23 protein-coding genes are annotated in these 21344 nt (G+C 64.8%); 10 read left to right on the top strand and 13 right to left on the bottom strand.

The window, feature by feature from the left end; translation table 11 throughout:
- Window positions 1-61: 61 nt before the first annotated feature.
- Window positions 62-808: a class I SAM-dependent methyltransferase gene (locus ABIB90_RS07930; protein ID WP_007599158.1), complete on the bottom strand. Its 747-nt coding sequence runs from the start codon at window positions 806-808 to the stop codon at window positions 62-64.
- Between the two features lie 109 nt (window positions 809-917).
- On the opposite strand from ABIB90_RS07930, the gene gloB reads away from it, so the two are divergent.
- The 3 genes from gloB (at window position 918) to ABIB90_RS07945 (ending at window position 2904) form a co-directional block, all read left to right on the top strand.
- Entirely contained in the window at window positions 918-1685 is a 768-nt protein-coding gene (gene gloB, locus ABIB90_RS07935) for a hydroxyacylglutathione hydrolase (protein ID WP_027515123.1), read from the top strand.
- A 37-nt stretch (window positions 1686-1722) separates the two neighbouring features.
- Window positions 1723-2145: a cupin domain-containing protein gene (locus tag ABIB90_RS07940; RefSeq protein ID WP_007599155.1), complete on the top strand. Its 423-nt coding sequence runs from the start codon at window positions 1723-1725 to the stop codon at window positions 2143-2145.
- Window positions 2146-2220: 75 nt separating this feature from the next.
- On the top strand, window positions 2221-2904 hold the full coding sequence (locus tag ABIB90_RS07945; protein ID WP_354200599.1) for a flavin reductase family protein: 684 nt from the start codon (window positions 2221-2223) through the stop codon (window positions 2902-2904).
- An 8-nt stretch (window positions 2905-2912) separates the two neighbouring features.
- Here the strand turns inward: ABIB90_RS07945 and yddG are convergent, their stop codons facing one another.
- The 3 genes from yddG to ABIB90_RS07960 form a co-directional block, all read right to left on the bottom strand.
- Window positions 2913-3782 (bottom strand): aromatic amino acid exporter YddG, encoded by an 870-nt coding sequence (gene yddG, locus ABIB90_RS07950; RefSeq protein ID WP_007599152.1) that lies wholly within the window; start codon window positions 3780-3782, stop codon window positions 2913-2915.
- A 141-nt stretch (window positions 3783-3923) separates the two neighbouring features.
- A complete protein-coding gene (gene phbB / locus ABIB90_RS07955; protein ID WP_007599151.1) occupies window positions 3924-4649 on the bottom strand; it encodes an acetoacetyl-CoA reductase in 726 nt (241 codons plus the stop codon).
- 240 nt (window positions 4650-4889) lie between these two features.
- The gene (locus tag ABIB90_RS07960) at window positions 4890-6068 is read right to left on the bottom strand and encodes an acetyl-CoA C-acetyltransferase (RefSeq protein ID WP_007599150.1); all 1179 of its coding nucleotides are present in this window, start codon (window positions 6066-6068) and stop codon (window positions 4890-4892) included.
- Between the two features lie 303 nt (window positions 6069-6371).
- Between ABIB90_RS07960 and phaR the strand changes: the two genes are divergently transcribed.
- The gene (phaR, locus tag ABIB90_RS07965) at window positions 6372-6968 is read left to right on the top strand and encodes a polyhydroxyalkanoate synthesis repressor PhaR (RefSeq protein ID WP_007599149.1); all 597 of its coding nucleotides are present in this window, start codon (window positions 6372-6374) and stop codon (window positions 6966-6968) included.
- Window positions 6969-7010: 42 nt separating this feature from the next.
- Window positions 7011-7628: a class I SAM-dependent methyltransferase gene (locus tag ABIB90_RS07970; RefSeq protein ID WP_354200600.1), complete on the top strand. Its 618-nt coding sequence runs from the start codon at window positions 7011-7013 to the stop codon at window positions 7626-7628.
- Window positions 7629-7639: 11 nt separating this feature from the next.
- On the opposite strand, the gene ABIB90_RS07975 is transcribed toward ABIB90_RS07970, so the two are convergent.
- Window positions 7640-8527: a branched-chain amino acid aminotransferase gene (locus tag ABIB90_RS07975; RefSeq protein WP_354200601.1), complete on the bottom strand. Its 888-nt coding sequence runs from the start codon at window positions 8525-8527 to the stop codon at window positions 7640-7642.
- A 117-nt stretch (window positions 8528-8644) separates the two neighbouring features.
- Between ABIB90_RS07975 and ABIB90_RS07980 the strand changes: the two genes are divergently transcribed.
- Window positions 8645-9580, top strand: coding sequence for an alpha/beta hydrolase (locus ABIB90_RS07980; protein WP_354200602.1), 936 nt, complete (start codon window positions 8645-8647; stop codon window positions 9578-9580).
- Window positions 9581-9628: 48 nt separating this feature from the next.
- Here ABIB90_RS07980 and ABIB90_RS07985 read toward each other — a convergent pair whose 3' ends face one another.
- From ABIB90_RS07985 to ABIB90_RS08005, 5 genes are all read right to left on the bottom strand, one after another.
- On the bottom strand, window positions 9629-9874 hold the full coding sequence (locus ABIB90_RS07985; protein ID WP_354200603.1) for a hypothetical protein: 246 nt from the start codon (window positions 9872-9874) through the stop codon (window positions 9629-9631).
- A gap of 110 nt (window positions 9875-9984) precedes the next feature.
- Window positions 9985-10545 carry a carboxymuconolactone decarboxylase family protein gene (locus tag ABIB90_RS07990; RefSeq protein ID WP_007599144.1) on the bottom strand — a complete coding sequence of 187 codons (561 nt, stop codon included), beginning with the start codon at window positions 10543-10545 and terminating at the stop codon, window positions 9985-9987.
- A 106-nt stretch (window positions 10546-10651) separates the two neighbouring features.
- Window positions 10652-11239 (bottom strand): peroxidase-related enzyme, encoded by a 588-nt coding sequence (locus ABIB90_RS07995; RefSeq protein ID WP_354159956.1) that lies wholly within the window; start codon window positions 11237-11239, stop codon window positions 10652-10654.
- Window positions 11239-11727, bottom strand: coding sequence for a CMD domain-containing protein (locus tag ABIB90_RS08000; RefSeq protein ID WP_354159958.1), 489 nt, complete (start codon window positions 11725-11727; stop codon window positions 11239-11241). The genes ABIB90_RS07995 and ABIB90_RS08000 overlap by 1 nt, the downstream gene beginning before the upstream one ends.
- Complete coding sequence (locus ABIB90_RS08005) at window positions 11724-12881, bottom strand: PLP-dependent cysteine synthase family protein (RefSeq protein ID WP_354200652.1); 1158 nt, start codon at window positions 12879-12881, stop codon at window positions 11724-11726. Before ABIB90_RS08005 ends, ABIB90_RS08000 begins: the two co-directional genes overlap by 4 nt.
- Window positions 12882-12967: 86 nt before the next feature.
- On the opposite strand from ABIB90_RS08005, the gene ABIB90_RS08010 reads away from it, so the two are divergent.
- From ABIB90_RS08010 to ABIB90_RS08020, 3 genes are read left to right on the top strand one after another with little or no spacing between them, the layout of a single operon-like run.
- Window positions 12968-13948, top strand: coding sequence for a LysR family transcriptional regulator (locus ABIB90_RS08010; protein WP_354200604.1), 981 nt, complete (start codon window positions 12968-12970; stop codon window positions 13946-13948).
- Window positions 13945-15405 (top strand): NAD(P)-binding domain-containing protein, encoded by a 1461-nt coding sequence (locus ABIB90_RS08015; protein WP_354200605.1) that lies wholly within the window; start codon window positions 13945-13947, stop codon window positions 15403-15405. The genes ABIB90_RS08010 and ABIB90_RS08015 overlap by 4 nt, the downstream gene beginning before the upstream one ends.
- A 25-nt stretch (window positions 15406-15430) precedes the next feature.
- Window positions 15431-16735: a citrate-proton symporter gene (locus ABIB90_RS08020; RefSeq protein ID WP_007599138.1), complete on the top strand. Its 1305-nt coding sequence runs from the start codon at window positions 15431-15433 to the stop codon at window positions 16733-16735.
- Window positions 16736-16741: 6 nt separating this feature from the next.
- Here ABIB90_RS08020 and ABIB90_RS08025 read toward each other — a convergent pair whose 3' ends face one another.
- Entirely contained in the window at window positions 16742-17206 is a 465-nt protein-coding gene (locus tag ABIB90_RS08025) for an Lrp/AsnC family transcriptional regulator (protein WP_007599137.1), read from the bottom strand.
- A gap of 164 nt (window positions 17207-17370) precedes the next feature.
- Between ABIB90_RS08025 and ABIB90_RS08030 the strand changes: the two genes are divergently transcribed.
- A complete protein-coding gene (locus tag ABIB90_RS08030; RefSeq protein WP_007599136.1) occupies window positions 17371-18384 on the top strand; it encodes a 1-aminocyclopropane-1-carboxylate deaminase in 1014 nt (337 codons plus the stop codon).
- Window positions 18385-18583: 199 nt separating this feature from the next.
- On the opposite strand, the gene recQ is transcribed toward ABIB90_RS08030, so the two are convergent.
- Together recQ and ABIB90_RS08040 are read right to left on the bottom strand one after the other, a co-directional pair.
- Entirely contained in the window at window positions 18584-20449 is a 1866-nt protein-coding gene (gene recQ, locus ABIB90_RS08035; RefSeq protein ID WP_354200606.1) for a DNA helicase RecQ, read from the bottom strand.
- 124 nt (window positions 20450-20573) lie between these two features.
- Window positions 20574-21317, bottom strand: a complete 744-nt coding sequence (locus ABIB90_RS08040; protein ID WP_088941380.1) for a polysaccharide deacetylase family protein — start codon at window positions 21315-21317, stop codon at window positions 20574-20576.
- Window positions 21318-21344: the final 27 nt, after the last annotated feature.

Below are 21344 nucleotides of genomic sequence, written 5' to 3' on the forward strand. Positions count from 1 at the left end.
CGTTATCTTGCGCCAGATACCCTGACCTGAATCGTCCCGGCATGTCCGGGACGATTTGTTTTTAGCCGCGCGTCGCCGTCGTCGAGGACGGCACCAGCACCGGCTTCGCCAGTGAGGGAATCAGCCGCGCCCGTTCGCGCTTGGCGGGGATCGCGCGGTAGACCTGCTTGGTCGCCTCGACGATGTGCACGCCGGCGAAGGGCAACGACAGCGCCGCGCCGGCCCGCTCCCACATCTGTGCGGATTTCAGCACCCAGCCGCCGGCATAAGGCGGCATGAACAGCGCCTCGCCCCAGGCGGTCGGGGTGAACCAGGTCTGGCGCAACAGGTCGGTGATCTGCGAGCGCGAATAGGGCCGGCCGTGACCGAACGGCGTGCTGTCGGTGCGGGTCCACACCCCACGCCGGTTCGGGATGACCGCAATCACGCGGCCGGACGGCGACAGCACGCGCCATGCCTCGCGCAGCAGCGCGGCCGGATCGTCCGACATTTCCAGTGCGTGGACCAGCAGGATGCGATCGACCGCTGCGTCAGGAAGCGGCAGCGAGAACTCATCCACCAGCGAGGCGAGCGCCGGCCGTCCCGTCGGCCATTTCAGGACGCCCTGGGCCGACGGCATGAAGGCGATGCAGCGCTCCGCATCCTCGCGGAACAACCCGAGATAGGGCGTGGGATAGCCGAAGCCGAGCACCCGCTGGCCGTCGACGCGCGGCCAGCGCTCCCGAATGCCGCGATTGATCATTTGCCGCGCCACAATCCCGAGGCGACGGGAGTAGAACTCGCGGAGGTCGACGACATCAATGGTCATGATCGCAATGTAACATGCACGAGGTGGCCCCCGCGCGCGGAATATTGCATTGCCTGCGCAACGTTAACGCCATATTTGTCTGACGGAGCTGAGCGCGATCGGAGATGACATGGCCGCCGAAATTCGTACTTTCACCTGTTTAAACGACAATTTCGGTTATCTGATCCACGATGTGGAAACCAAGGCGACGGCGTCGATCGACGCGCCGGAGGCCGGCCCCATCGTGAGGGCGCTCGAGCGCGAGGGTTGGCAGCTCACCGACATCCTGATCACCCATCATCATGGCGATCATGTCGGCGGGGTCGCCGAACTCAAGCAGAAATACAATTGCCGCGTCGTCGCGCCGCATGACAAGACGACCAAAATCGCAGACGTCGACCTGCGCGTCGCCAATGCCGAAATCGTCAAGGTCGGCAGCTTGCTCGGGCGCGTACTGGAGACGCCCGGCCACACGCTCGACCACATCTCCTATGTGTTCGACACCGAGAAAGCGTTGTTCGCCGCCGACACGCTGTTCTCGATCGGCTGCGGCCGCGTGTTCGAGGGCACATATCCCATGATGTGGGATTCGCTTCTGAAGCTGCGCGCCCTGCCCGACGACTTCAAGCTCTATTGCGGCCATGAATACACGGCTTCCAACGTCAAGTTCGCGCTGACCGTCGACCCCGACAATGCGGCGCTGCAGGCGCGCGCGGCGGAGGTGGCCAGGCTGCGGGCCGAGAACAAGCCGACCATTCCCTCGCTGCTTGGCGACGAGAAGCGGACAAACGTGTTCCTGCGCGCCGATGAACCCTCGATCGCAGCCAGGCTGCACATGAAGGGCGCGGATGCCACCGCGGTGTTCGGCGAGCTGCGCGAGCGCAAGAACAAGTCCTGAAGATCAAATCTTGAAAAGCAAATCCTGACGGGAATCGATGCCGACCGCAGCCGAGATCATCGCGCGCCTCGAACTCCGCCCGCATCCCGAGGGCGGACATTACCGCGAGACGTTTCGCGACCAGACCACGGACGCCAACGGCCGCTCGCGCTCGACCCTGATCTATTTTCTGTTGGCGCGCGGCGAGCGCTCGCACTGGCATCGCATCGATGCTGTCGAGAGCTGGCACTATTACGCCGGCAGCCCGCTGACGCTGCGTATCGCCCATGACGGCTGCTCCCAGCACGAGGTACGGCTCGGTACGGACCTGTTGAACGGCGAGCGGCCACAGGCGATCGTGCCGGCGGATGCGTGGCAGACGGCGGAGACCACCGGCGAGTGGACCCTGGTCGGCTGCACCGTGGCGCCGGCCTTCGAGTTCGCAAAATTCGAGCTCGCGCCGAAGGGATGGGAGCCCTAAATCTTAATCTGGAATCGGGTGGGTTCGGTTCGCGTCACGCCTTAGGACAGCGCTTCCAGCGAACAGGAGCGCACGATGCACGGAACACTCGGCCCCACCCCCGTCCAGATCGACCCGGCCATTTTGTATTTCGGCACGCCCGTCGTCCTCATCGGCTCAACCAATGAAGACGGCACTTCCAATCTCGCGCCGATGTCGTCGGCATGGTGGGTCGGGTGGCGCTGCATGCTGGGACTGGCCCGGAATTCCAAGACCACCGAGAACATGATTCGCACCGGCGAATGCGTGCTCAATCTGCCGTCCGCCGATCTCGTCGCCGTGGTCGATCGCCTCGCACGGACCACAGGATCGGATCCGGTGCCGCCCGGCAAACTCTATCGCGGCTATCGGCACGAGAAGGACAAGTTCGGTCGTGGCGGACTAACCGTGCTGCCGGGCGAAACAGTCGCCGCACCGCGTGCGGCCGAGTGTCCCGTGCAGATGGAAGCCAAGGTCGCCCATGTCCATGAGATGGCACAAGACGACGCGGTTTGGCGCGGCAATCTCGCTGCGATCGAGGTCCGCATCACCCGCGTGCATGCGCATCCCAACATCATGATGGACGGTGCAAGCAACCGCATCGATCCGGACAAATGGCGGCCGCTGATTCTCAGTTTTCAGGAATTCTACGGCCTGACGCCGCAACGCTTGCAGCGCTCCGAACTCGGACAGATTCCGGAGGCGATGTATCGGCCGCCGGGTTGGCAGCCGGCGCTTTAGCGGCGCCCTCACCGTTTCCTCGACACCATGTCCTTGGCCGCGATCAAGCCGCCGCCGGCGATCAGGATCGCGGCGATGGCGATGTTGGCGCTCGCCTTCGCAAAGCCAGCGGCGATGAGGAAGCCAGTCGAGAGTAGCGGCGTCGCGTAGGATGCGGCGCCGAGCACGCGGATGTCGCCGCGCTTCATGCCGATGTCCCAGGCGTAGAACGCAGCACCGACCGGACCGATGCCGAGCGCGATGACGGAGAGCCATTGCAGCGTCGTGTCCGGCCATACCGTGGCTTCAAGCAGGCCATGCATCAGCGCGGCAAGCAACGCCGTGGCGAGGCAGAATCCCGCGACCGCATCGGTCGGCACCGCCTTCAATCGCCGCGACAACACCGAATAGATCGCCCACACGAAGGCTGCGATGAAGGCCGCGGCCAGACCCGGCAATTGTCCCTGCGTGAAGCCCGAGGTGTTCCCGGCGAACAGCAGCACGGTGCCGACGAGACCGAGCACGGCGCCGACGACGTGATGCACGGCCAGCCGCTCGCCCGGCAGAAACGACGAGAACAGCACGATCAGAAGCGGCCACAGATAATTCAGCAAGCCGGCTTCAGCCGGCGGCGCGAAGCGCAGCGCGAGGAAATAAAGCGCGTGATAGCCAAACAGTCCGCCGACACCGACGATCCACACGGCCAGCGGCTGACGCAGGCTTTTGGCCGCCGAGCCGCGGCCGATCCAGGTGAGCAGGCCGACGAGACCGCCGATCGCGAACGTCATCGCGGCCAGCTGGAACGCCGGGATCTTTCCGGTCGCCACCGTCATCACCGACAGTAACGACCACATCAGGATCGCGGTCAATCCGATCAGCGTCGCAGTGCGGGGAGTCATCGGCCACATACTCTCGTCATGGCGGGCTTGTCCCGGCCATCCACGTTCTTTCGTGGCGACGGATGTTGTAAGGCCGTGGATGCCCGGGACAAGCCCGGGCATGCCGAAGTTACCGATATGATCGAACGTGATGCCTGCGCATCACACCATGTATTGGCCGCCGTTGACGGTCAGCGTCGAGCCGGTGATGGCGCCGGCCTCGTCGGCGGCAAGAAACACGACCGCGCGCGCGATTTCCTCGGGCTCACCGAGACGGCCGATCGGGATCAGCGGCAAGATGGCCTTTTCCAGCACGTCCTTCGGCACCGCCTGCACCATCTCGGTGTTGATGTAGCCGGGGCAGATCGCATTCACGGTGATACCGCCCTTGGCGTTCTCGATCGCCAGCGCCTTGGTGAAGCCGATCTCGCCCGCCTTCGCCGCCGAATAGTTCACCTGACCGAACTGACCCTTCTGCCCGTTGATCGAGGAGATGTTGATGATGCGGCCGAACTTGCGTCCACGCATGCCCTCGATGACCTGGCGCGACATGTTGAACAGCGAGCCGAGATTGGTGCCGATCACGGCGTTCCATTGCTCGAGGCTCATCTTGTGGAAGGCGCCGTCCTTGGTAATGCCGGCATTGTTGACGAGCACGTCGATAGGGCCAACCTCGGCCTCGACCTTCTTCACGCCCTCGGCGCAGGCATCGAAACTGCTGACGTCCCATTTGTAGACGGCGATGCCGGTCTCGGCCTTGAACTTCTCCGCCGCCGCGTCGTTGCCGGCATAGCTCGCCGCAACCTTGTAGCCGGCCGCCTTCAGCGCCTTGCCGATGGCAGCTCCGATGCCCCGCGTACCACCCGTCACCAATGCAACACGTGCCATATCGTATTTCCTTCCCTTGGACTCTTCGGACGTTTCTGTGTGATCGCTTTTAACGGTGGATTATGCGGTTGGTTTGACGGACATCAAGAACAAAACGCCCGGCATCGAGCCGGGCGTTTCTCTTTAGTCGAGGCTTGTACGGTTGCGAAGAATATTTGATTTGCAACCGCTGCTTTTTTAATCGCGTGCAACGCACTCAGTCACGTGTGCAACGCACGCGCAAATGACGCACCAACTATCTCAGTCGCGCGCCACACACATCGCGATACCCATGCCGCCGCCGATGCACAGCGTGGCGAGACCCTTCTTCGAATCCCGCTTCTGCATTTCGTGGAGCAGCGTCACCAGCACGCGGGCGCCGGAGGCACCGACCGGATGGCCGATCGCGATCGCGCCGCCGTTGACATTGACCTTCGAGGTATCCCAGCCGAGATCCTTGTTGACGGCACAAGCCTGCGCCGCGAAGGCTTCATTGGCTTCGATCAGGTCGAGATCGCCGACGTTCCAGCCGGCCTTCTTCAGCGCGGCGCGCGAGGCCGGGATCGGGCCCGAGCCCATGATCTTCGGATCGACGCCCGCCTGCGCCCAGGACACGATGCGCGCGAGCGGCGTCTTGCCTTCCTTGGCGGCCTGTTTGGCGGTCATCAGCACCACGACGGCGGCGCCGTCATTGATGCCGGAGGCCGAACCCGCGGTGACCGTGCCGTCCTTCTCGAAGGCGGGACGGAGCTTCGCCATCGCGTCGACCGTTGCGCCATGGCGCGGATATTCGTCGGCGCTGACGACGACATCGCCCTTGCGTCCCTTGATGGTGACGGGAACGATTTCGTCGTTGAATCTACCGGCCTTCTGCGCGGCCTCGGCCTTCTGCTGCGAGGCGACCGCGAACTCGTCCTGCTGGGCGCGGGTGATCTGCCACTGCCGCGCGACGTTCTCGGCGGTGTTGCCCATGTGATAGCCGTTGAAGGCGTCCCACAGGCCGTCCTTGATCATGGTGTCGATGAATTCGACCGCGCCCATCTTGACGCCGCCGCGCAGATACTGGGCGTGCGGAGCCATGCTCATGGATTCCTGGCCGCCGGCCACCACGATCTCGGAATCGCCGTTGAGCAGCGCCTGATAGCCGAGCGCAACAGTGCGCAGGCCCGAACCGCAGAGCTGGTTGACGCCCCAGGCCGGGCTCTCGACCGGAATGCCGGCATTGATCGAAGCCTGGCGAGCCGGGTTCTGGCCTTGGGCGGCGGTCAGGATCTGGCCCATGATGACTTCGGAGACCCGGCCGGGCTCGATGCCGCCGCGCTCCAGCGCGGCCTTGATGGCGATGGCCCCGAGATCATGGGCGGGAAGGGTTGCGAACGCTCCGTTGAAGCTTCCGACCGGGGTGCGGGCGGCGCTGACGATGACGACATCGTCTGACATGGGCATCTCCTGGGTTGAATGGGGGCAGAGGGGGCTGGGGAAACGGCTCGCCAGTCTCGGACGGCATCCTGTTAACGTCGTTGAGGCATGTCAATCGGCTGGCGGCCGAATTCATCCCGCAGCGCATTCAAAATAGCGTTCTTGGCGCTTTCGCAAGCACGTTTTTGCTGCCCGATTAACCGTGGCGCACAAAACGGTAGCGTGACCCCTTTGAAAATGCTTATTTTGTTGCGTTGCGTACTCTTCCCGCCCTGCGGCATAGCCCGACAGGTTCCCGTTCTCCGCGCTTGCAAGTGAGAGCCCATGGCGAAATCAGACCAACCCACCACCATCAAGAAATACGCGAACCGCCGGCTCTATAACACCGGAACGAGCACTTACGTGACGCTGGAAGACCTCGCCTCCATGGTCAAGGACGGCGAAGATTTCCTGGTCTACGACGCCAAGACCGGCGACGACATCACCCGCTCCGTGCTTGCCCAGATCATCTTCGAACAGGAGAACAAGGCCGGCCAGAACCTGCTCCCGACCACCTTCCTGCGCCAGCTGATCCGCTTCTACGGCGACAGCATGCAGATGGTGGTGCCGAAATATCTGGAGCAGGCCATCGCCTCGCTCACTCAGGAGCAGGAGAAGTTCCGCAAACAGATCGCCACCTCCCTGTCCGGAACCCCGTTTGCGCCGCTGGAGGAACAGGTCCGCCGCAACATGGAGCTGTTCCAGCAGACCTTCTCGATGTTCAAGCCTTTCGCGCCCGGCGCAGCCCGCCCCGCGGGCTCCGCGGAGCCGGCCCCCGAGGCGACTGCCGAAGCGCCGAAGGACAGCAACATCGACGATCTGCGCCAGCAGATGAAGGACATGCAGGAACGCCTCGAGCGGATGTCGAAGAAGGACGAGTAGATCGTCCCTCTGCGCCGGCTCCCGGCAAGCCGGAGGACGCGCATGTCCGACCGAAGCACCCATTGGGACAATGTTTACGCCACCAGGGGCGAAGCCGAGGTCAGCTGGTTTCAGAACAGTCCGGCGACTTCGCTTGCAATGATCCGGGCGGCCAATCCGGACCGCGCGGCCGCCATCCTCGACATCGGCGGCGGCGCATCGCGACTTGTCGATGCTCTCCTGCTGGACGGATATCGCGACGTCGCCGTGCTGGATCTCTCAGCCAATGCGCTTGACGCTGCAAAGAAACGAATCGGCCCAGCCGCTTCGACGGTCGACTGGATCGTTGCCGACGCCACGACATGGCACCCGGCAAAGACCTACGATCTATGGCACGATCGGGCGGCGTTTCACTTCCTGACCGACTCCCGCGACAGGACCGCATACATCGAGCGGCTGCGGTCGGCGGTTGCGCCCGGCGGCCACGTCATCATTGCGACGTTTGCACTCGACGGCCCCGAGAAATGCAGCGGCTTGCCGGTGCAGCGTCATGACAGCGCGAGTCTTGCGGCGGAGCTCGGGCCGGGATTCGAGCTCGTCGAAACGCGCAACGAGGCGCACCAGACGCCGTGGAATTCGATGCAGGCGTTTCAGTTCAGCCGGTTCAAGCGACGCAGCTAGGACAGTGCTATTCAAGCCGCCAGCTTCACGGCATGGGCAAAGTCCCAATAGAGCTTGCGCGCGCGAATGTAGAGCGGGCCCGGCTGCAGCTCGCGATCGTCAATGCGGATCACCGGCGCGACTTTTGCGAAATTTCCGGTGGAAAATATCTCGTCGGCGGCGAGGAAGTCGGCGTAACGCAGCGTCTTCTCGACCACGGTAGCGCCGTCGGCGCAAAGCAGGCTGATGACGCGCTGGCGGGTGATGCCGTTGAGGAAGGTGCCGTTCGGCACCGGCGTGTAGACCACGCCGTCCTTGGCCATGAACACGTTGGAATTGCCGAACTCCGCGACGTTGCCGAGCATGTCGAGCATCAGCGCGTTCTGGAAGCCGCGCGAGGCGGCCTCGGCAAGCGCGCGCGAATTATTCGGATAGAGACAGGCGGCCTTGGCCTCGACCGGCGCGCACTCGGCGGTGGGCCTGCGGAACGGCGACAGCGTGATCGCATTGCCGACGGGTTTCGGCATTGGCGCCTCGTAGATGCATAGGCACCAATCAGTGGTCTCGGGATCGAACAGCACGCCGCCGCCCGAGCCGTTCTGCGCCCAATACATCGGACGGACGTAGAGCTCGGCATTCGGCGCGAAGCGCGCGATGCCCTCATTTGCGAGTGTCATCCAGGTTCCGGTATCGACCACCGGCTTCAGCCCAAAGTTGATGGCGGACTGATTGGCGCGGGCAACGTGGCGGTCGAGATCGGGCGCGACGCCTTCGAACACCCGCGCGCCGTCGAACACGACCGAGCCGAGCCAGGCCGCATGCGTGCGCGGACCCATGATCGGCACATTGCCGTCATGCCATTTGCCCTCGAAGAAGGTCCAGCTTGGCGAATATGCAATGGGCTTTTTGATCTCGGCCATGACCGGCCTCTCCCTTGGCGTGGTGCCGCATTATAGCGCCACTATTGGGCGCAATTTCTAAATGATTCCCTGCGGGAAAATGGTGAGTTACCCTCCCGGACGGGGAAAGGAAGCACCATGCCGCTCGATCCGCTCGCAAAGCGTTTGTTGACCATGATGGCTGCGGCTGCGCCGCAGGCACGGAGCCGGCCCAGCGTGGAGGCACGGCGGCAATCATTGGCAAAGCTGATGCAGTTTGCGCGCGCCGATGCGCCTGACGTGACGACGTCCGACGGCATGCTGCCTGGTCCCGGCGGCGCGCTGCCCTATCGCCTCTATTCACCGGCAGGCGCCGATGATCGCGCGCCCGGCTTCGTGTTCTTTCACGGCGGCGGGCTCGTTGCCGGCAGCATTGCCACGCATGACCGCATCGCGGCGGCGCTGGCACATGCGACCGGCTGCCGCCTCGTCTCGGTCGATTACCGGCTGGCGCCCGAGCACAAATTCCCCGCCGCCGTGGACGATGCGGTTGCTGCCACCGAATGGGTGGCGCGCGAGGCCGCATCGCTCGGCATCGACGCCGGACGTCTGGTGCTCGGCGGCGATTCCGCCGGTGCAACGCTCGCCGCGATCGTGTGTCAGGAGGCGGCGCAGACAGCTCGCCTTTCCATCGTCGCGCAATGCCTGATCTGCCCGGTGCTGGATTTCGAGGAGGCCTCGCCGTCGCGGCAGGCGTTCGCCGAGGGGCACCTGATCGACCGCGTCACGATCGAAGCCGATCTCGCCGATTATCTGCCCGAGGACCTTGATGCTGCCGATCCGCGCATCTCGCCCTTGCGCGCGACACGGCTTGCGGGCCTGCCGACCGCCATCATCCACACCGCCGAGTTCGACCCGATGCGCGACGAGGGCAATGCCTATGCCCGCAAGCTGCTCGCTGCGGGCGTCACGGTCGAGCACGTCTGCCACGAGGGCATGGTCCACAATTTCCACGCCATGGGCGCAATCCTGCCGCAGGCGCAGCTCGTGCTGTCGCAGATCGGTGAGCAGGTCAGGCGGGCGGTGGGGGCGTGAAGCACCTCCTCTTGCCGTCTCCCGCAACGGGAGAGGAAAGAGAATGCCTCACGCTCTCGCCTCGATGACGGAACGCGCCGCCGCGACGTAGTTTGGCCAATGCGCATCCGCATAACGCTCGGCCTGTCGCGCGCAGGTGACGTCGGGCGCATGCGCAGCCGCGATTATGCGCGCAAAGCGCTCTTCGGCGACCGTCACGTCGTCGGACGCGGCCGAGGGCGCGGCTCCTGCGGCGGTCGGCGCAACGGCGAGTCCCGCCAGTCCGGCGAGCAGGATGCGGCGTGACGTGTCCATGGCTGTCGTTCCCTCTTCATTGCACTTCGATCGTGACCGGCGATGCGTCGCCATGGCGGCGGCAGGGTACCGTGACGCCTCCGTCCAGTCCAGCAGCTGAGCCAGCGTGGTCAGTCTGGCACCGGCACGTCGAACGTGTTGAGCGTCACCGACACCATGCAGTAAATGCCGACGAGATAGGACAGTTCGGCCGCGCCGTGCTCGCCGAATTCCTTGACGGCGGCCCGATAAGTCAGTTCCGGCAGCACGCCGCCGCTGACCAATGCGGACGCCACATCGTAGGCGACCGCCTCCTGCTTGGTGAGATCGACCGGCCGCTGTCCGGCGACGATGGTCGCGAGCTTCTCGTCGGAGAGGCCGCGCTGCTCGGCGACCAGCACATGCGCATAGAGCTCGTAGCCGGAGCGGAAATGCGAGCCGGTGACGAGGATCGCGACCTCACGCACCGGCGCCGGCAGCAGCGGGTTCGCCGCGATCGCCTTGACCAGCTCCCACACTGGCTTGCCGAAGCGCGGCTCGCGGATCCATGGATTCCAGGGCCCGAGCAGCGCGCCATCGTCGCGCATGTTCACAAAGCCCTTGAAGTGATCCTTGATGCCGGCTCGCATGTCGTCGTAGAGCGGCTTCTGTTCGGCACTCAGGTCTTTCGGATCGAGAATGGGAAGGCGCACGGCAGGTCTCCTCGTTGAGAAGCCGCGAAACTCGCCCGCACGCGCGCGCAAGGCAAGTGAAGTTGCCGTGACATTCGGTTCGGGGCGAGCGACCCGATGGCGTCGGTTACGATGCCTCCGGCCGCACCAGCGGCTCGCCCAGCGTATGCATCAGCCGGTTGGCCCAGCCGAAGATCGCGGCCGACAGCACCAGGTCGAGCTGCTCAAGCTCGCTGAGCCCGGCCTCGCCAAGTGCGCGCGCATCGTCTGCGCTCGCTTCGATCGGAGTCGTCGAGAGTTTTGTAGCGAAATTGAACAGGGCCTGCTCGCGTGCCTCCAGCGTGGCATCGCGCTCGTCGGTAAAGATCTCCTCGACGACCTCTTTGCGCCCGGAGTAATTGATGAAGCGTGAGGCGTGCACGGCGGCGCAATAGATGCAGCGGTTGACGACCGAGGCACTCAGCGCGCCGAGCTCGCGCTCCGCCGGGGACAGTCCGTCCTTGCCATACATAATGAGGTTGAACAGCGGCGAGCGCACCGCGAGCGACTCCGGGTCATGCGCCAGCGTCAGCACGTAAGGCGAGACGCCCTTGTTGGAGGGGGTGACCTTCATCGCCGCGAGCTGCTCGGGCGTCGCCGAGGCGAGCTCGACCGGCGTGACATAAGGCGACCAGGTCGGGATCGTGGTAGTGAAGTTGTGGACGACCTCGCTCATCAGGCTTCGACCTCTTTCAGGAGCCTGAGGCCGGCAAGGACCCGCAGCTGGTAGTTCACGAAGGCGCCAAGCTCGGACAGCCGCACGATATCGGCCTCGCTGACGCCGGCCGCCTTCAGCGCCGCGATGTCCTGTCGCGTCGACTCGCGCGGCGAAAGCGTCAGCAGATCGGCGTGGCGGGCCATGGCATCGTGCAGGGGATCGCCACACACACCGCCGGGCCGGGCGAGCACGGCGAAGTCAAGATCGCTCGAATGCGCCAGATAGGAGTCGTAGTGCGCGGTCAGCGCCTCGTCGCCGACATGCCGGCACATCCGCGCCGCGAGTGCCGCCCGCAAGCCGTGGCTCAGACCGCCGGGCTCGCGCGGCAGCAGCACCGCGTCATGGGCTGCTTCGCTGAGGCGCAAAATCTCGGTGCGGGCGTTCAGAGCGTGGCCGAGCCGCGACGCCGCGGGCACCCCGACAATGGTTTCGATCAGCGTGGTCAAGCACTGCTCCGCAAGGTCTGTGGATTGGCGACGTCCTCGACGGCGAGCGCCGGCGGCTGCGCCGTATCGAGAAACCCCGACAGGGCAGCCTCGATCGGCATCGGATCAAGGCCGCGAGCTTTTAGCCACGCGGGATCATAATAGGTCTGCCGGTAGCGCTCGCCGGAATCGCAGATCAGCGTGACCAGCGATCCGGTTTGGCCGGCGCTGCTCATCTCCGAGGCAATGCGGCACAGCGCCAGGAAATTGGTGCCGGTCGAGCCGCCGACTGGCCGGCGGAGCCGGCGCGACAGCACGTTCATCGCTGCGATCGTTGCGACATCCGGGATCTTCATCATGCGATCGACGACGCCCGGCACGAAGGAGGGTTCGCAGCGCGGCCGACCGACGCCTTCGATCAGCGAAGGCCGCTCGCAGACATGGGAGCGGTCCTGCGAGCGGAAGCAGTCGAAGAAGGCGGAATGCTCGACATCGGCAACGCAGAGCCGCGTCGGGTACTGGCGATAGCGCAGATAGCGTCCGAGCGTGGCCGAGGTGCCACCGGTGCCCGCCCCCATCACGATCCAGTCCGGCAACGGACGCGTCTCGCCCTTCAATTGCGTAAAGATCGATTCGGCGATGTTGTTGTTGCCGCGCCAGTCGGTGGCGCGCTCGGCGAAAGTGAACTGGTCCATATAGTGGCCGTTCAGCCGGGCGGCGAGCGCCGCCGCTTCCGCATAGAGTGCACGGCCGTCATCGATCAGATGGCAGTTGCCGCCGTAATGCTCGATCGCAGCGATCTTCTCCGCCGAGGTCGTGCGCGGCATCACGGCGTAGAAGGGCACGCCGATCATCTGCGCGAAATAGGCTTCCGACACCGCGGTCGATCCCGACGAGGCTTCGACGACGGGCGTGCCTTCGCGGATGTGGCCGTTGCAGAGCGCGTAAAGGAAGAGCGAGCGCGCGAGCCGGTGCTTCAGGCTGCCGGTCGGATGCGTGGACTCGTCCTTCAGATAGATGTCGATGCCTGATAGCGCCGGCACGATCAGCCGGATCAGATGCGTGTCGGCCGTGCGGCACTGGTCGGCTTCGATCGCCGCCACAGCCTCATCGACCCAGCCGCGCCGATAGGCCGGTCCGGCCGGATTGTGGTGGCGAAAGGGGTTTGGCTCCATCGACATGACCTCAACTTCTCATAATACCTATTGCACATCAAGAAATATTGTTCATTCTATATTCGCATAATTCGGACAACCAGACCATGAACCAGGACGTTATCGACATTCGCCTTCTCGAGGCCTTCGCCGCCGTGATGTCGGCCGGCAGCATCACCGGTGCGGCGCGGTTGCTCGGCCGTTCGCAGCCGGTCACGACGCGTCAGATCCAGGATCTCGAGGCTGACGTCGGCTATCTCCTGTTCACCCGGAATGGCCCGCGCATCAGCCCGACACCGAAAGGCATCCTGTTTCATGCTGAGGTCGAGCGGCTTCTGATGGGCCTGAAGCACATCCGCCAGCGCGCCAACGCGATCGGCGCGGGTGCGCTTCCCGTGCTCAGCCTGGCGGCGATCCCGGCGCTGGCGGCCGGCTTCGTCCCGGCTGCGCTCGCAGCGCTCGAACGCGAGTTGCTACCAAGCCAGATCCACGTGCAGGCGCTCTCGGCCGAGAATGTGGTTCAATCGGTGCTGTCGCAGTCGGTCGATTTCGGTCTTGCGAGCCTGCCGATCCAGCATCCCGGACTCGACGTGCAGTGGGTCTGCGAGGTGCCGTGCGTTGCGTGCCTCGCGATGGATCACCCGCTGGCGAAGAAGAAGGTCATTCGCCTGAAGGATCTTGGTGGCGTCCGGCTGCTGACGATGGCCAACCCCTACCGGCTTCGCCGCCGCGTGGAGGAGGCGCTGGAGCGTGAAGGTGTCGTGCCCGCTGAGGTCATCGACACCAACGCTTCACTGACGGCGATTGCCATGGCCAAGCAGTCGCTCGGCATCGCCGTGGTCGAGCCGGTGCTGACTTCCAGCCTGCCGGTTGAAGGCGTCGTCACCCGGCCGTTGGATGTGTCCATTTCGTTCCTGTTCGCCGCGATTGCGCCGACCGGGCGCGAGCTGACGCCGACGGTTGCCGCACTCAACGGCGCTCTGCGCGCCGCGGTCGCGCTGATGCCTGGCGCAAGGCTGCATAGCGGCGCCACCGCGCTAGCCGAGGCCGGCGACGAAACCACTAAATTCGAGAAAGCTCCCTCATGACGACGATGACACCTGGTGCGGCGGGCCTCGGGGCACTCGAAGCGCGCCTGAAGCAGGATCTGGCCTGGCTCGAACTGCCGGCCAAGTCATGGGTGCCCCGCCGCGTCGTCGATGGCGAGGGCGTCGTCGACGTCGTCATCGTCGGTGCCGGCATGGCCGGCCTCGTCGCCTCCGCCATGCTCAAGCGTTTCGGCGTCGACAACCAGCTCGTGCTCGACCGCGCGTGCGCAGGCGAGGAAGGTCCCTGGGTCACGTTCGCGCGGATGCGGACGCTGCGCTCGCCCAAGGAATTGACCGGCCCCGCGATGGGCATGCCGGCGCTGACCTTCCGCGCCTTCTACGAGGCGCAATATGGCGAGCCAGCCTGGCAGGCGCTCGACCGCGCGCCGCGCACGGTATGGATGGATTACTTGATATGGTACCGCAAAGTGCTGGGCCTGCCAGTCCGCAACGGGGTCTCCGTTGAGCGTATCCACGCGCGCCCCGATGAATTGTTCGCGCTTGAAATCAGCGAAGATGGCACGTCGCGACACATTCTCGCGCGGCATGTCGTGCTGGCGACGGGGCGCGACGGCCTCGGCGGCGCTTACGTGCCGCCGCTCGCCGACGGCATCGACCGCCGCTTCTGGGCCCATTCCTCCGACCCGATCGACTTCGAAAAGATTCGCGGCAGGCGCCTGGCCGTCGTCGGCGCGGGCGCATCCGCGATGGACAACGCGGCGATGGCGCTGGAGGCGGGCGCCGCGCGCCTCGATCTCTTCATCCGGCGCGCAGACATCCCGCGCGTCAACAAATTCACCGGCATCGGCAGCCAGGGGGTCGTGCACGGCTTTGCCGGCCTGACGGACGACTGGAAATGGCGCTTCCTCGATCACACGCTGAAAGCGCAGACGCCGCCGCCGCGGCAGAGCGTGCTGCGCGTCTCCGCCTATCCGCAGGCGCATTTCCATCTCGCAAGCCCGATCGATGATCTCGTCGTCAAAGAGGATCATCTCATGGTGACGACGCCGAAGGGCCGCTATGCGACCGACTTCATCATCTTCGGCACCGGCTTCAAGGTCGACCTCGCGTTGCGCGACGAGCTTGCCGCGTTCGCGCCGCATATCCGCTTCTGGAGCGATCGCTTCCCGACGCCTGACGGCATGAACAATGCGGAGCTGGAAAACTCGCCCGACCTCGGCGACAGCTTTCAGTTCCTGGAGAAGCAGTCAGGCGCCTGCCCGATGCTGGCACGGCTGCACTGTTTCAACTATCCGGCGACGCTGAGCCACGGGAAACTTTCCGGCGATATTCCGGCGATCAGCGAGGGCGCCGACCGGCTCGCGCGCGGCATCGTCCGCCGCCTCTTCGTCGAGGATCGCGAGATTCATTTCGCCAACCTCAAGGCCTTCGCAACGCCGGAACTCGCCGGCGACGAATGGCAGGATGCCGACGCCACCCATCAACCCGCCGAATAGGCACAACCGGACAGGCAAGCGAGAGATGCAGACGAACAGGAAGGCCATCGTGGCCGCGGTCGCCGGCAACGCAATGGAGTGGTACGACTTCACCGTGTTCGCGCTGATGACACCGGTCATCAAGAACCTGTTCTTTCCGGTCGACCCCAAAATTCCGGGCAGTGAGATCAACGCGCTGCTGCTGACGACCGCGCTGTTCGGCACCGGTTTCTTCATGCGGCCGATCGGCGGCCTCGTGCTCGGCTATTTCGGCGATCGCAAGGGGCGGAAGGCGGCGATGACGCTCGGCATGGGCATCATGGCGCTGTCGGTCGCGCTGTTGGCATTGACGCCGACCTACGCGACAGCCGGCATTGGGGCACCCCTGATCGTGCTGCTGGCGCGGCTGTTACAGGGCTTTTCGGTCGGCGGCGAGTTCGGTACCTCGACCGCCTATCTGATCGAAGCGGCGCCTCCCGGCCGCACCGGCTTCTATGGCTCGTGGCAAATCGCCGGCCAGCTCATGGCCAACGTGCTCGGCGCAGTGCTGGGCGCCGCCCTGACGCTGACCTTCACGCAGGAGCAGCTTGCCGCCGGCGCCTGGCGTATCCCCTTCTTCGTCGGCCTCGTGATCGTTCCGATCCTGCTTTATATGCGCGCCAGCGTCATCGAGCCCGAAGCGTCCCGGCGCAGCATGGCGACGGTGCACAAGGAAGATTTCATCGCCGCGCTGAAGAATCCCGGCCGCAATTTCCTGATCGGCATGGGCATGGTGGTGGCAAGCGCCGTGTCGTTCTACGTCACCTTCGGCTACACCGTGACCTACGCCAAGGAGGTGCTGAAGCTGCCGCTGATGCAGAGCTTCCTGGTTCAGATGATCGCGGCGATCGTGATGGTGATCGTCGTTCCCGTTGCCGGCGCCGTCTCCGACCGCTACCCGCGCAGGCCGCTGCTGCTGGTCTCGCTCATTGGCTATTTCGTCTCGCTGTATCCGCTCTATAGCTGGGTGATCTCCGAGCCGTCGATCGCAAGGCTCCTGGTCGCCCAGGTCGTCATCGGCTTCTTCAGCGCCTTCTTCCTCGGCGTCTACTGCACCACGCTGGTCGAGCTGTTCCCGATCCGCGTCCGCTCGACCGCGCTTGCCATCGTCAACAATGTCGCGGTGCTGGTATTCGGCGGCTTTGCCCAGTTCTTCGTGACATGGCTGATCGCGCTCACCGGCTCCCCGCTGGCGCCGATCTTCTATGTGATGATCGGCGTCGGCCTCGGGCTGATCGCGGTGATCGCGATGCGACCGGAGGACGCCGGACGGGAGCAGGTCGCGGACGGCATCGTCGAACAGGCGTTGTGAGGCCGTTCAAAACTCCAGCGGTGCGTTGTCGACGACTTCCTTCATCACGAAGAAGGTGCGGGTCTGGCGCACGCCGGGCAGCGCGATCAGCTGCTCGCCATGGATACGGTTGAAGTCCTCCATGTCGCCGACGCGGATCTTGAGGAAATAGTCGAAGTCGCCGGCGACGAGGTGGCAGTCGAGCACGAATTTCAGCCTGGTGATCGCCTGCTCGAAGATCGCAAAGCTCTCCGGCGTCGAACGGTCGAGCACGACGCCGACCATCACCAGCGTGCCCTTTGCCACCTTCTTCGGCGCGACCATGGCGCGGACGGCGGCGATGAAGCCGTGCTCGAACAGGCGTTGGGTGCGGCGATGACAGGTGGCGGGACTGATGGCGACGGTTTCGGCCAGCTCGGCGTTGCTGAGCCGGCCGTTATTTTGCAGCAATCGCAACATCTTAAGGTCGATACGGTCGAGGCGGGCGGACATGGAAGAAGCTTCCGTGGCGAGCGTCTATTCCGGAAGGAATAGCACATATTGGCGCCCTTATCGCAAGATCGAGCGCAATAAACGCGCAATATTTGAAAGCACCTTTTTGCGGCGCGATGTTAGTGTTTTCGCAGACATTTAACGCCAATCGGGATGACCTGACGATGCTCGAAAAATTCGCGCGCTATCCGCTGACCTTTGGTCCGACGCCCATCGAGAAGCTGGAGCGGCTCTCGAAGCATCTCGGCGGCAATGTCGAGGTCTACGCCAAGCGCGAGGACTGCAATTCCGGGCTCGCCTATGGCGGCAACAAGCTGCGCAAGCTCGAATACATCATCCCCGACGCGATCGCCTCGAACGCCGACACGCTGGTCTCGATCGGCGGCGTGCAGTCCAACCACACCCGCATGATCGCGGCGGTCGCTGCCAAGATCGGCATGAAGTGCCGCCTGGTGCAGGAAGCCTGGGTGCCGCACGAGGACGCCGTCTATGACCGCGTCGGCAACATCATGCTGTCGCGCATCATGGGCGCCGACGTGCGCCTGGTCGACGACGGCTTCGATATCGGCATTCGCAAGAGCTGGGAGGAGGCCATCGAGGAGGTGAAGGCGGCGGGCGGCAAGCCCTACGCGATTCCCGCCGGCGCCTCCGTGCACAAATTCGGTGGGCTCGGCTATGTCGGCTTCGCCGAAGAAGTGCGCAAGCAGGAAGCCGAGCTCGGCTTCAAGTTCGACTACATCGTGGTCTGCACCGTCACCGGCTCCACCCATGCCGGCATGCTGGTCGGCTTCGCCGCCGATGGCCGCGCGCGAAAGGTGATCGGCATCGACGCGTCGTTCACCCCGGCGCAGACCAAGGCGCAGGTGCTCTCGATCGCGCAGAACACGGCCAAGCTTGTCGAACTCGGCCAGGATCTCGTCGCAGACGACGTCGTTCTGATCGAGGACTACGCTTATCCAGCCTACGGCGTGCCGTCGGAAGAGACCAAGGAGGCGATCCGCCTCACCGCGCGTCTCGAAGCCATGATCACCGATCCCGTCTACGAGGGCAAGTCGATGCAGGGCCTGATCGACCTTACGCAAAAGGGCTATTTCGAGAAGGGCGCGAAGATCCTCTACGCCCATCTCGGCGGTGCACCGGCGCTGAACGGCTACGGGTATGCGTTCCGGAACGGCTAGCGCGTCGGTGATGTGAGGCGGCGCGCACCTCCCCACGAGTGTCGTCCTGGCGAAAGCCAGGACCCATTACCCCGACTGCCAATTGTTGAAACACGCTGAGGCAGTCAGCGTGCCTTTTCCTACGGCCTGGCTATGGATCCCGGATCGGCGCTCCGCTTCGCTGCGCTTGTCCGGGATGACGGCGGGGGTGTGGCGCGCCCTACCGCGTCCTGACAATCTGCAGCAGCTCGTCGCCGTAATGCTCGAGCTTCTTGTCGCCGATGCCGGGCACATTGCGCAGCTCGTCCAGCGTGGTCGGCCATGCGCGAACGATGCCGTCGATGGTGGCGTCGTGCAGCACGACGTAGGCCGGCACGCCACGTGCGCGGGCAATCTCCGAGCGCCATGCTCGTAGCCGCGCGCGCAATTCAGGATCGACATCGCCCTGCGCCGCGCCGGCCGCAGGCGCAAGATCACCGCGGCGGGACTTGGCGCGGCTCGAACGGATCCGGGCGCCGGGCGCTTCTTCGCGCAGCCACACTTCCGTTTCGCCCCGCAGCACGCCGCGCGACGAATCCGTCAGCTTAAGCGCGCCGAACGCTTCGCTGTCACTCAGCAAATGTCCCATCGCCACGAGCTGCCGCAGCACCGTGCGCCACTGCTTTTCGTTGAGCTCGCGTCCGATGCCGAAGACGGTGAGCTTGTCGTGACCGAACTGCGTCACCTTCTCGGTGAGCCGTCCGATCAGCACGTCGATGAGGTGCATCGCGCCGAAGCGCTGCCCGGTGCGATAGGCACAGGATAGCAGTTTTTGCGCCAGCACCTTGCCGTCGCGCATTTTCGGCGGCATCAGGCAATTGTCGCAATTGCCGCAGCCCTCGCCCATCACGATCTCGCCGAAATAGGCGAGCAGCCGCCGGCGCCGGCAGTGCGGCGTTTCGGCCAGGCCAACAAGCGCATCGAGCTTGCCGATCGAGACCCGCTTGAATTCGTCGGAGCCGCTCGACTCGTCGATCATACGGAGCTGCTGCACGATGTCCGAGAGACCGTAGGCCATCCAGGCCGCCGACGGCTTGCCGTCACGGCCGGCGCGCCCCGTCTCCTGGTAATAGGCCTCGATGCTCTTGGGCAGATCGAGATGCGCGACGAAACGCACGTCCGGCTTGTCGATGCCCATGCCGAAAGCGATGGTCGCGACGATGACGATGCCGTCCTCGTTGAGGAAGCGGTCCTGGTTGCGCGAGCGCACGCTGCTGTCGAGCCCGGCGTGGTATGGCAACGCGGCAATGCCGGCATCGTCGAGCGCGGCGGCGACCTCCTCGACCCGTTTGCGGGACAGGCAATAGACGACGCCCGCATCTCCCGCGTGACGCTCCCGGATGAAATCCTTGAGCTGCGACACCGCGTTGCGCTTGTCGACGATCTCGTAACGGATGTTGGGACGATCGAAGCTCGAGACGAAGTGCGGACTGTCTGCAAGGTGAAGCCGCTCGACGATTTCCTTGCGGGTCAATTCGTCGGCAGTCGCGGTCAGCGCGATGCGGGGAACGTCGGGAAAACGCTCGGCGATGACCGACAGGCCGACATATTCGGGGCGGAAATCATGGCCCCATTGCGAGACGCAATGCGCCTCGTCGATAGCGAACAGCGCCACCTTCGCCCGCGCCAGCAGCGCCAGGCAGCGCGGCGTCAGCAGCCGTTCCGGCGCGACATAGAGCAGGTCGAGATCACCCGCGATCAGGCGCCGCTCGATGTCGGACGCTTCCTGCGGGGTCAGCGACGAGTTCAGCGCGGCGGCGTTGACGCCTGCTTCGAGCATGGCGGCGACCTGATCGCGCATCAGCGCAATCAAGGGCGACACCACGACACCGCAGCCTTCGCGCAGCAGTGCCGGCAATTGATAGCACAGCGACTTGCCGCCGCCGGTCGGCATCAACACCAGGCAATTGCCGCCGTCCGTGACGTGCCGGATGATCTCACCCTGCGCGCCGCGGAACCCGGGCAGGCCGAACACCGAACGCAGCACCGACAACGCATCGCGGCCCTGAGCCGGCGCGGACAGCGGAGCGGTGGAAGGAGAGGACATGGGCATGTCGGGGTGAGGCCGTGAGATTCGTCCCAAGGCCAGTCGCATGACCGCGCAGGCGTGGCAAGACCGTTTGCTCCGCCGGACGCCGCCTTCCCCCACCCTTTGTGGGAAGAAAACTTTCTTACGCGCCGATTCGTCGCAGCGCTTCCGCGACCGTCACGATCGGCATGTCGCGCTTCCCGGCGGCCTGCAGCGCGTGACGCATCAGGTGCGGCGTGCAGCCATATGGGCTCGGCGCGTCGGCGACGTCATGACCGTAGAAGATCAGCCATCCGCCGCTCTCGACCGCCTCGTCGAAATAGCGATCGACACCCGTCGTATTGATCTCGCGATCGACCAGGGGCGAGGCGCGCAGGAACTGGAGGTCGATGACGTCGCGATTGACTCCGGGAAGGATGCCGCGCGCCGAGCGGAAGGTCTTGGCGAGCTGCGGCTTGCGCCACACCGACGCGATGCCATAGGGGTAAGCGAAATTTTCCAGCGTGATCGAGGAATCAATGCCGCGAAAATGGCTGCGGTTTCGCTCGATCTCCCGGGCCATGGCGGTCTCGTCGAGACCGACCGCGCTCTGGTGCGAGAAGGTGTGGCAGGCAATCTCGTGTCCGGCCCGGTGAAGCCGCACGATGGCGTCGTTCGACAGGCCGTGCCAGTGGTCCGAGGGACGATCGACCAGGCTGCCGGCGAGATAGAAGGTACCGCGACCGCCATGCTGCTCCAGAAGCCCGGCGCCCTCGCCTGCGGCGCTATCGGGGGCATCGTCGAAGGTGAAGCTCACCATGGGCGCATTCGCGGGCAGCCGATGCGGCGCGGCGCGGAAATGCCGGGCCAGCCGATTGCTCACGCGTCCCTGGAGTGCCGACCACACGACTCGCATTTCCTGTCTGTCCCGCCC

This window comes from Bradyrhizobium sp. JR4.1 (assembly GCF_040548605.1).
GTDB classification, from domain to species: Bacteria; Pseudomonadota; Alphaproteobacteria; order Rhizobiales; family Xanthobacteraceae; genus Bradyrhizobium; species Bradyrhizobium canariense.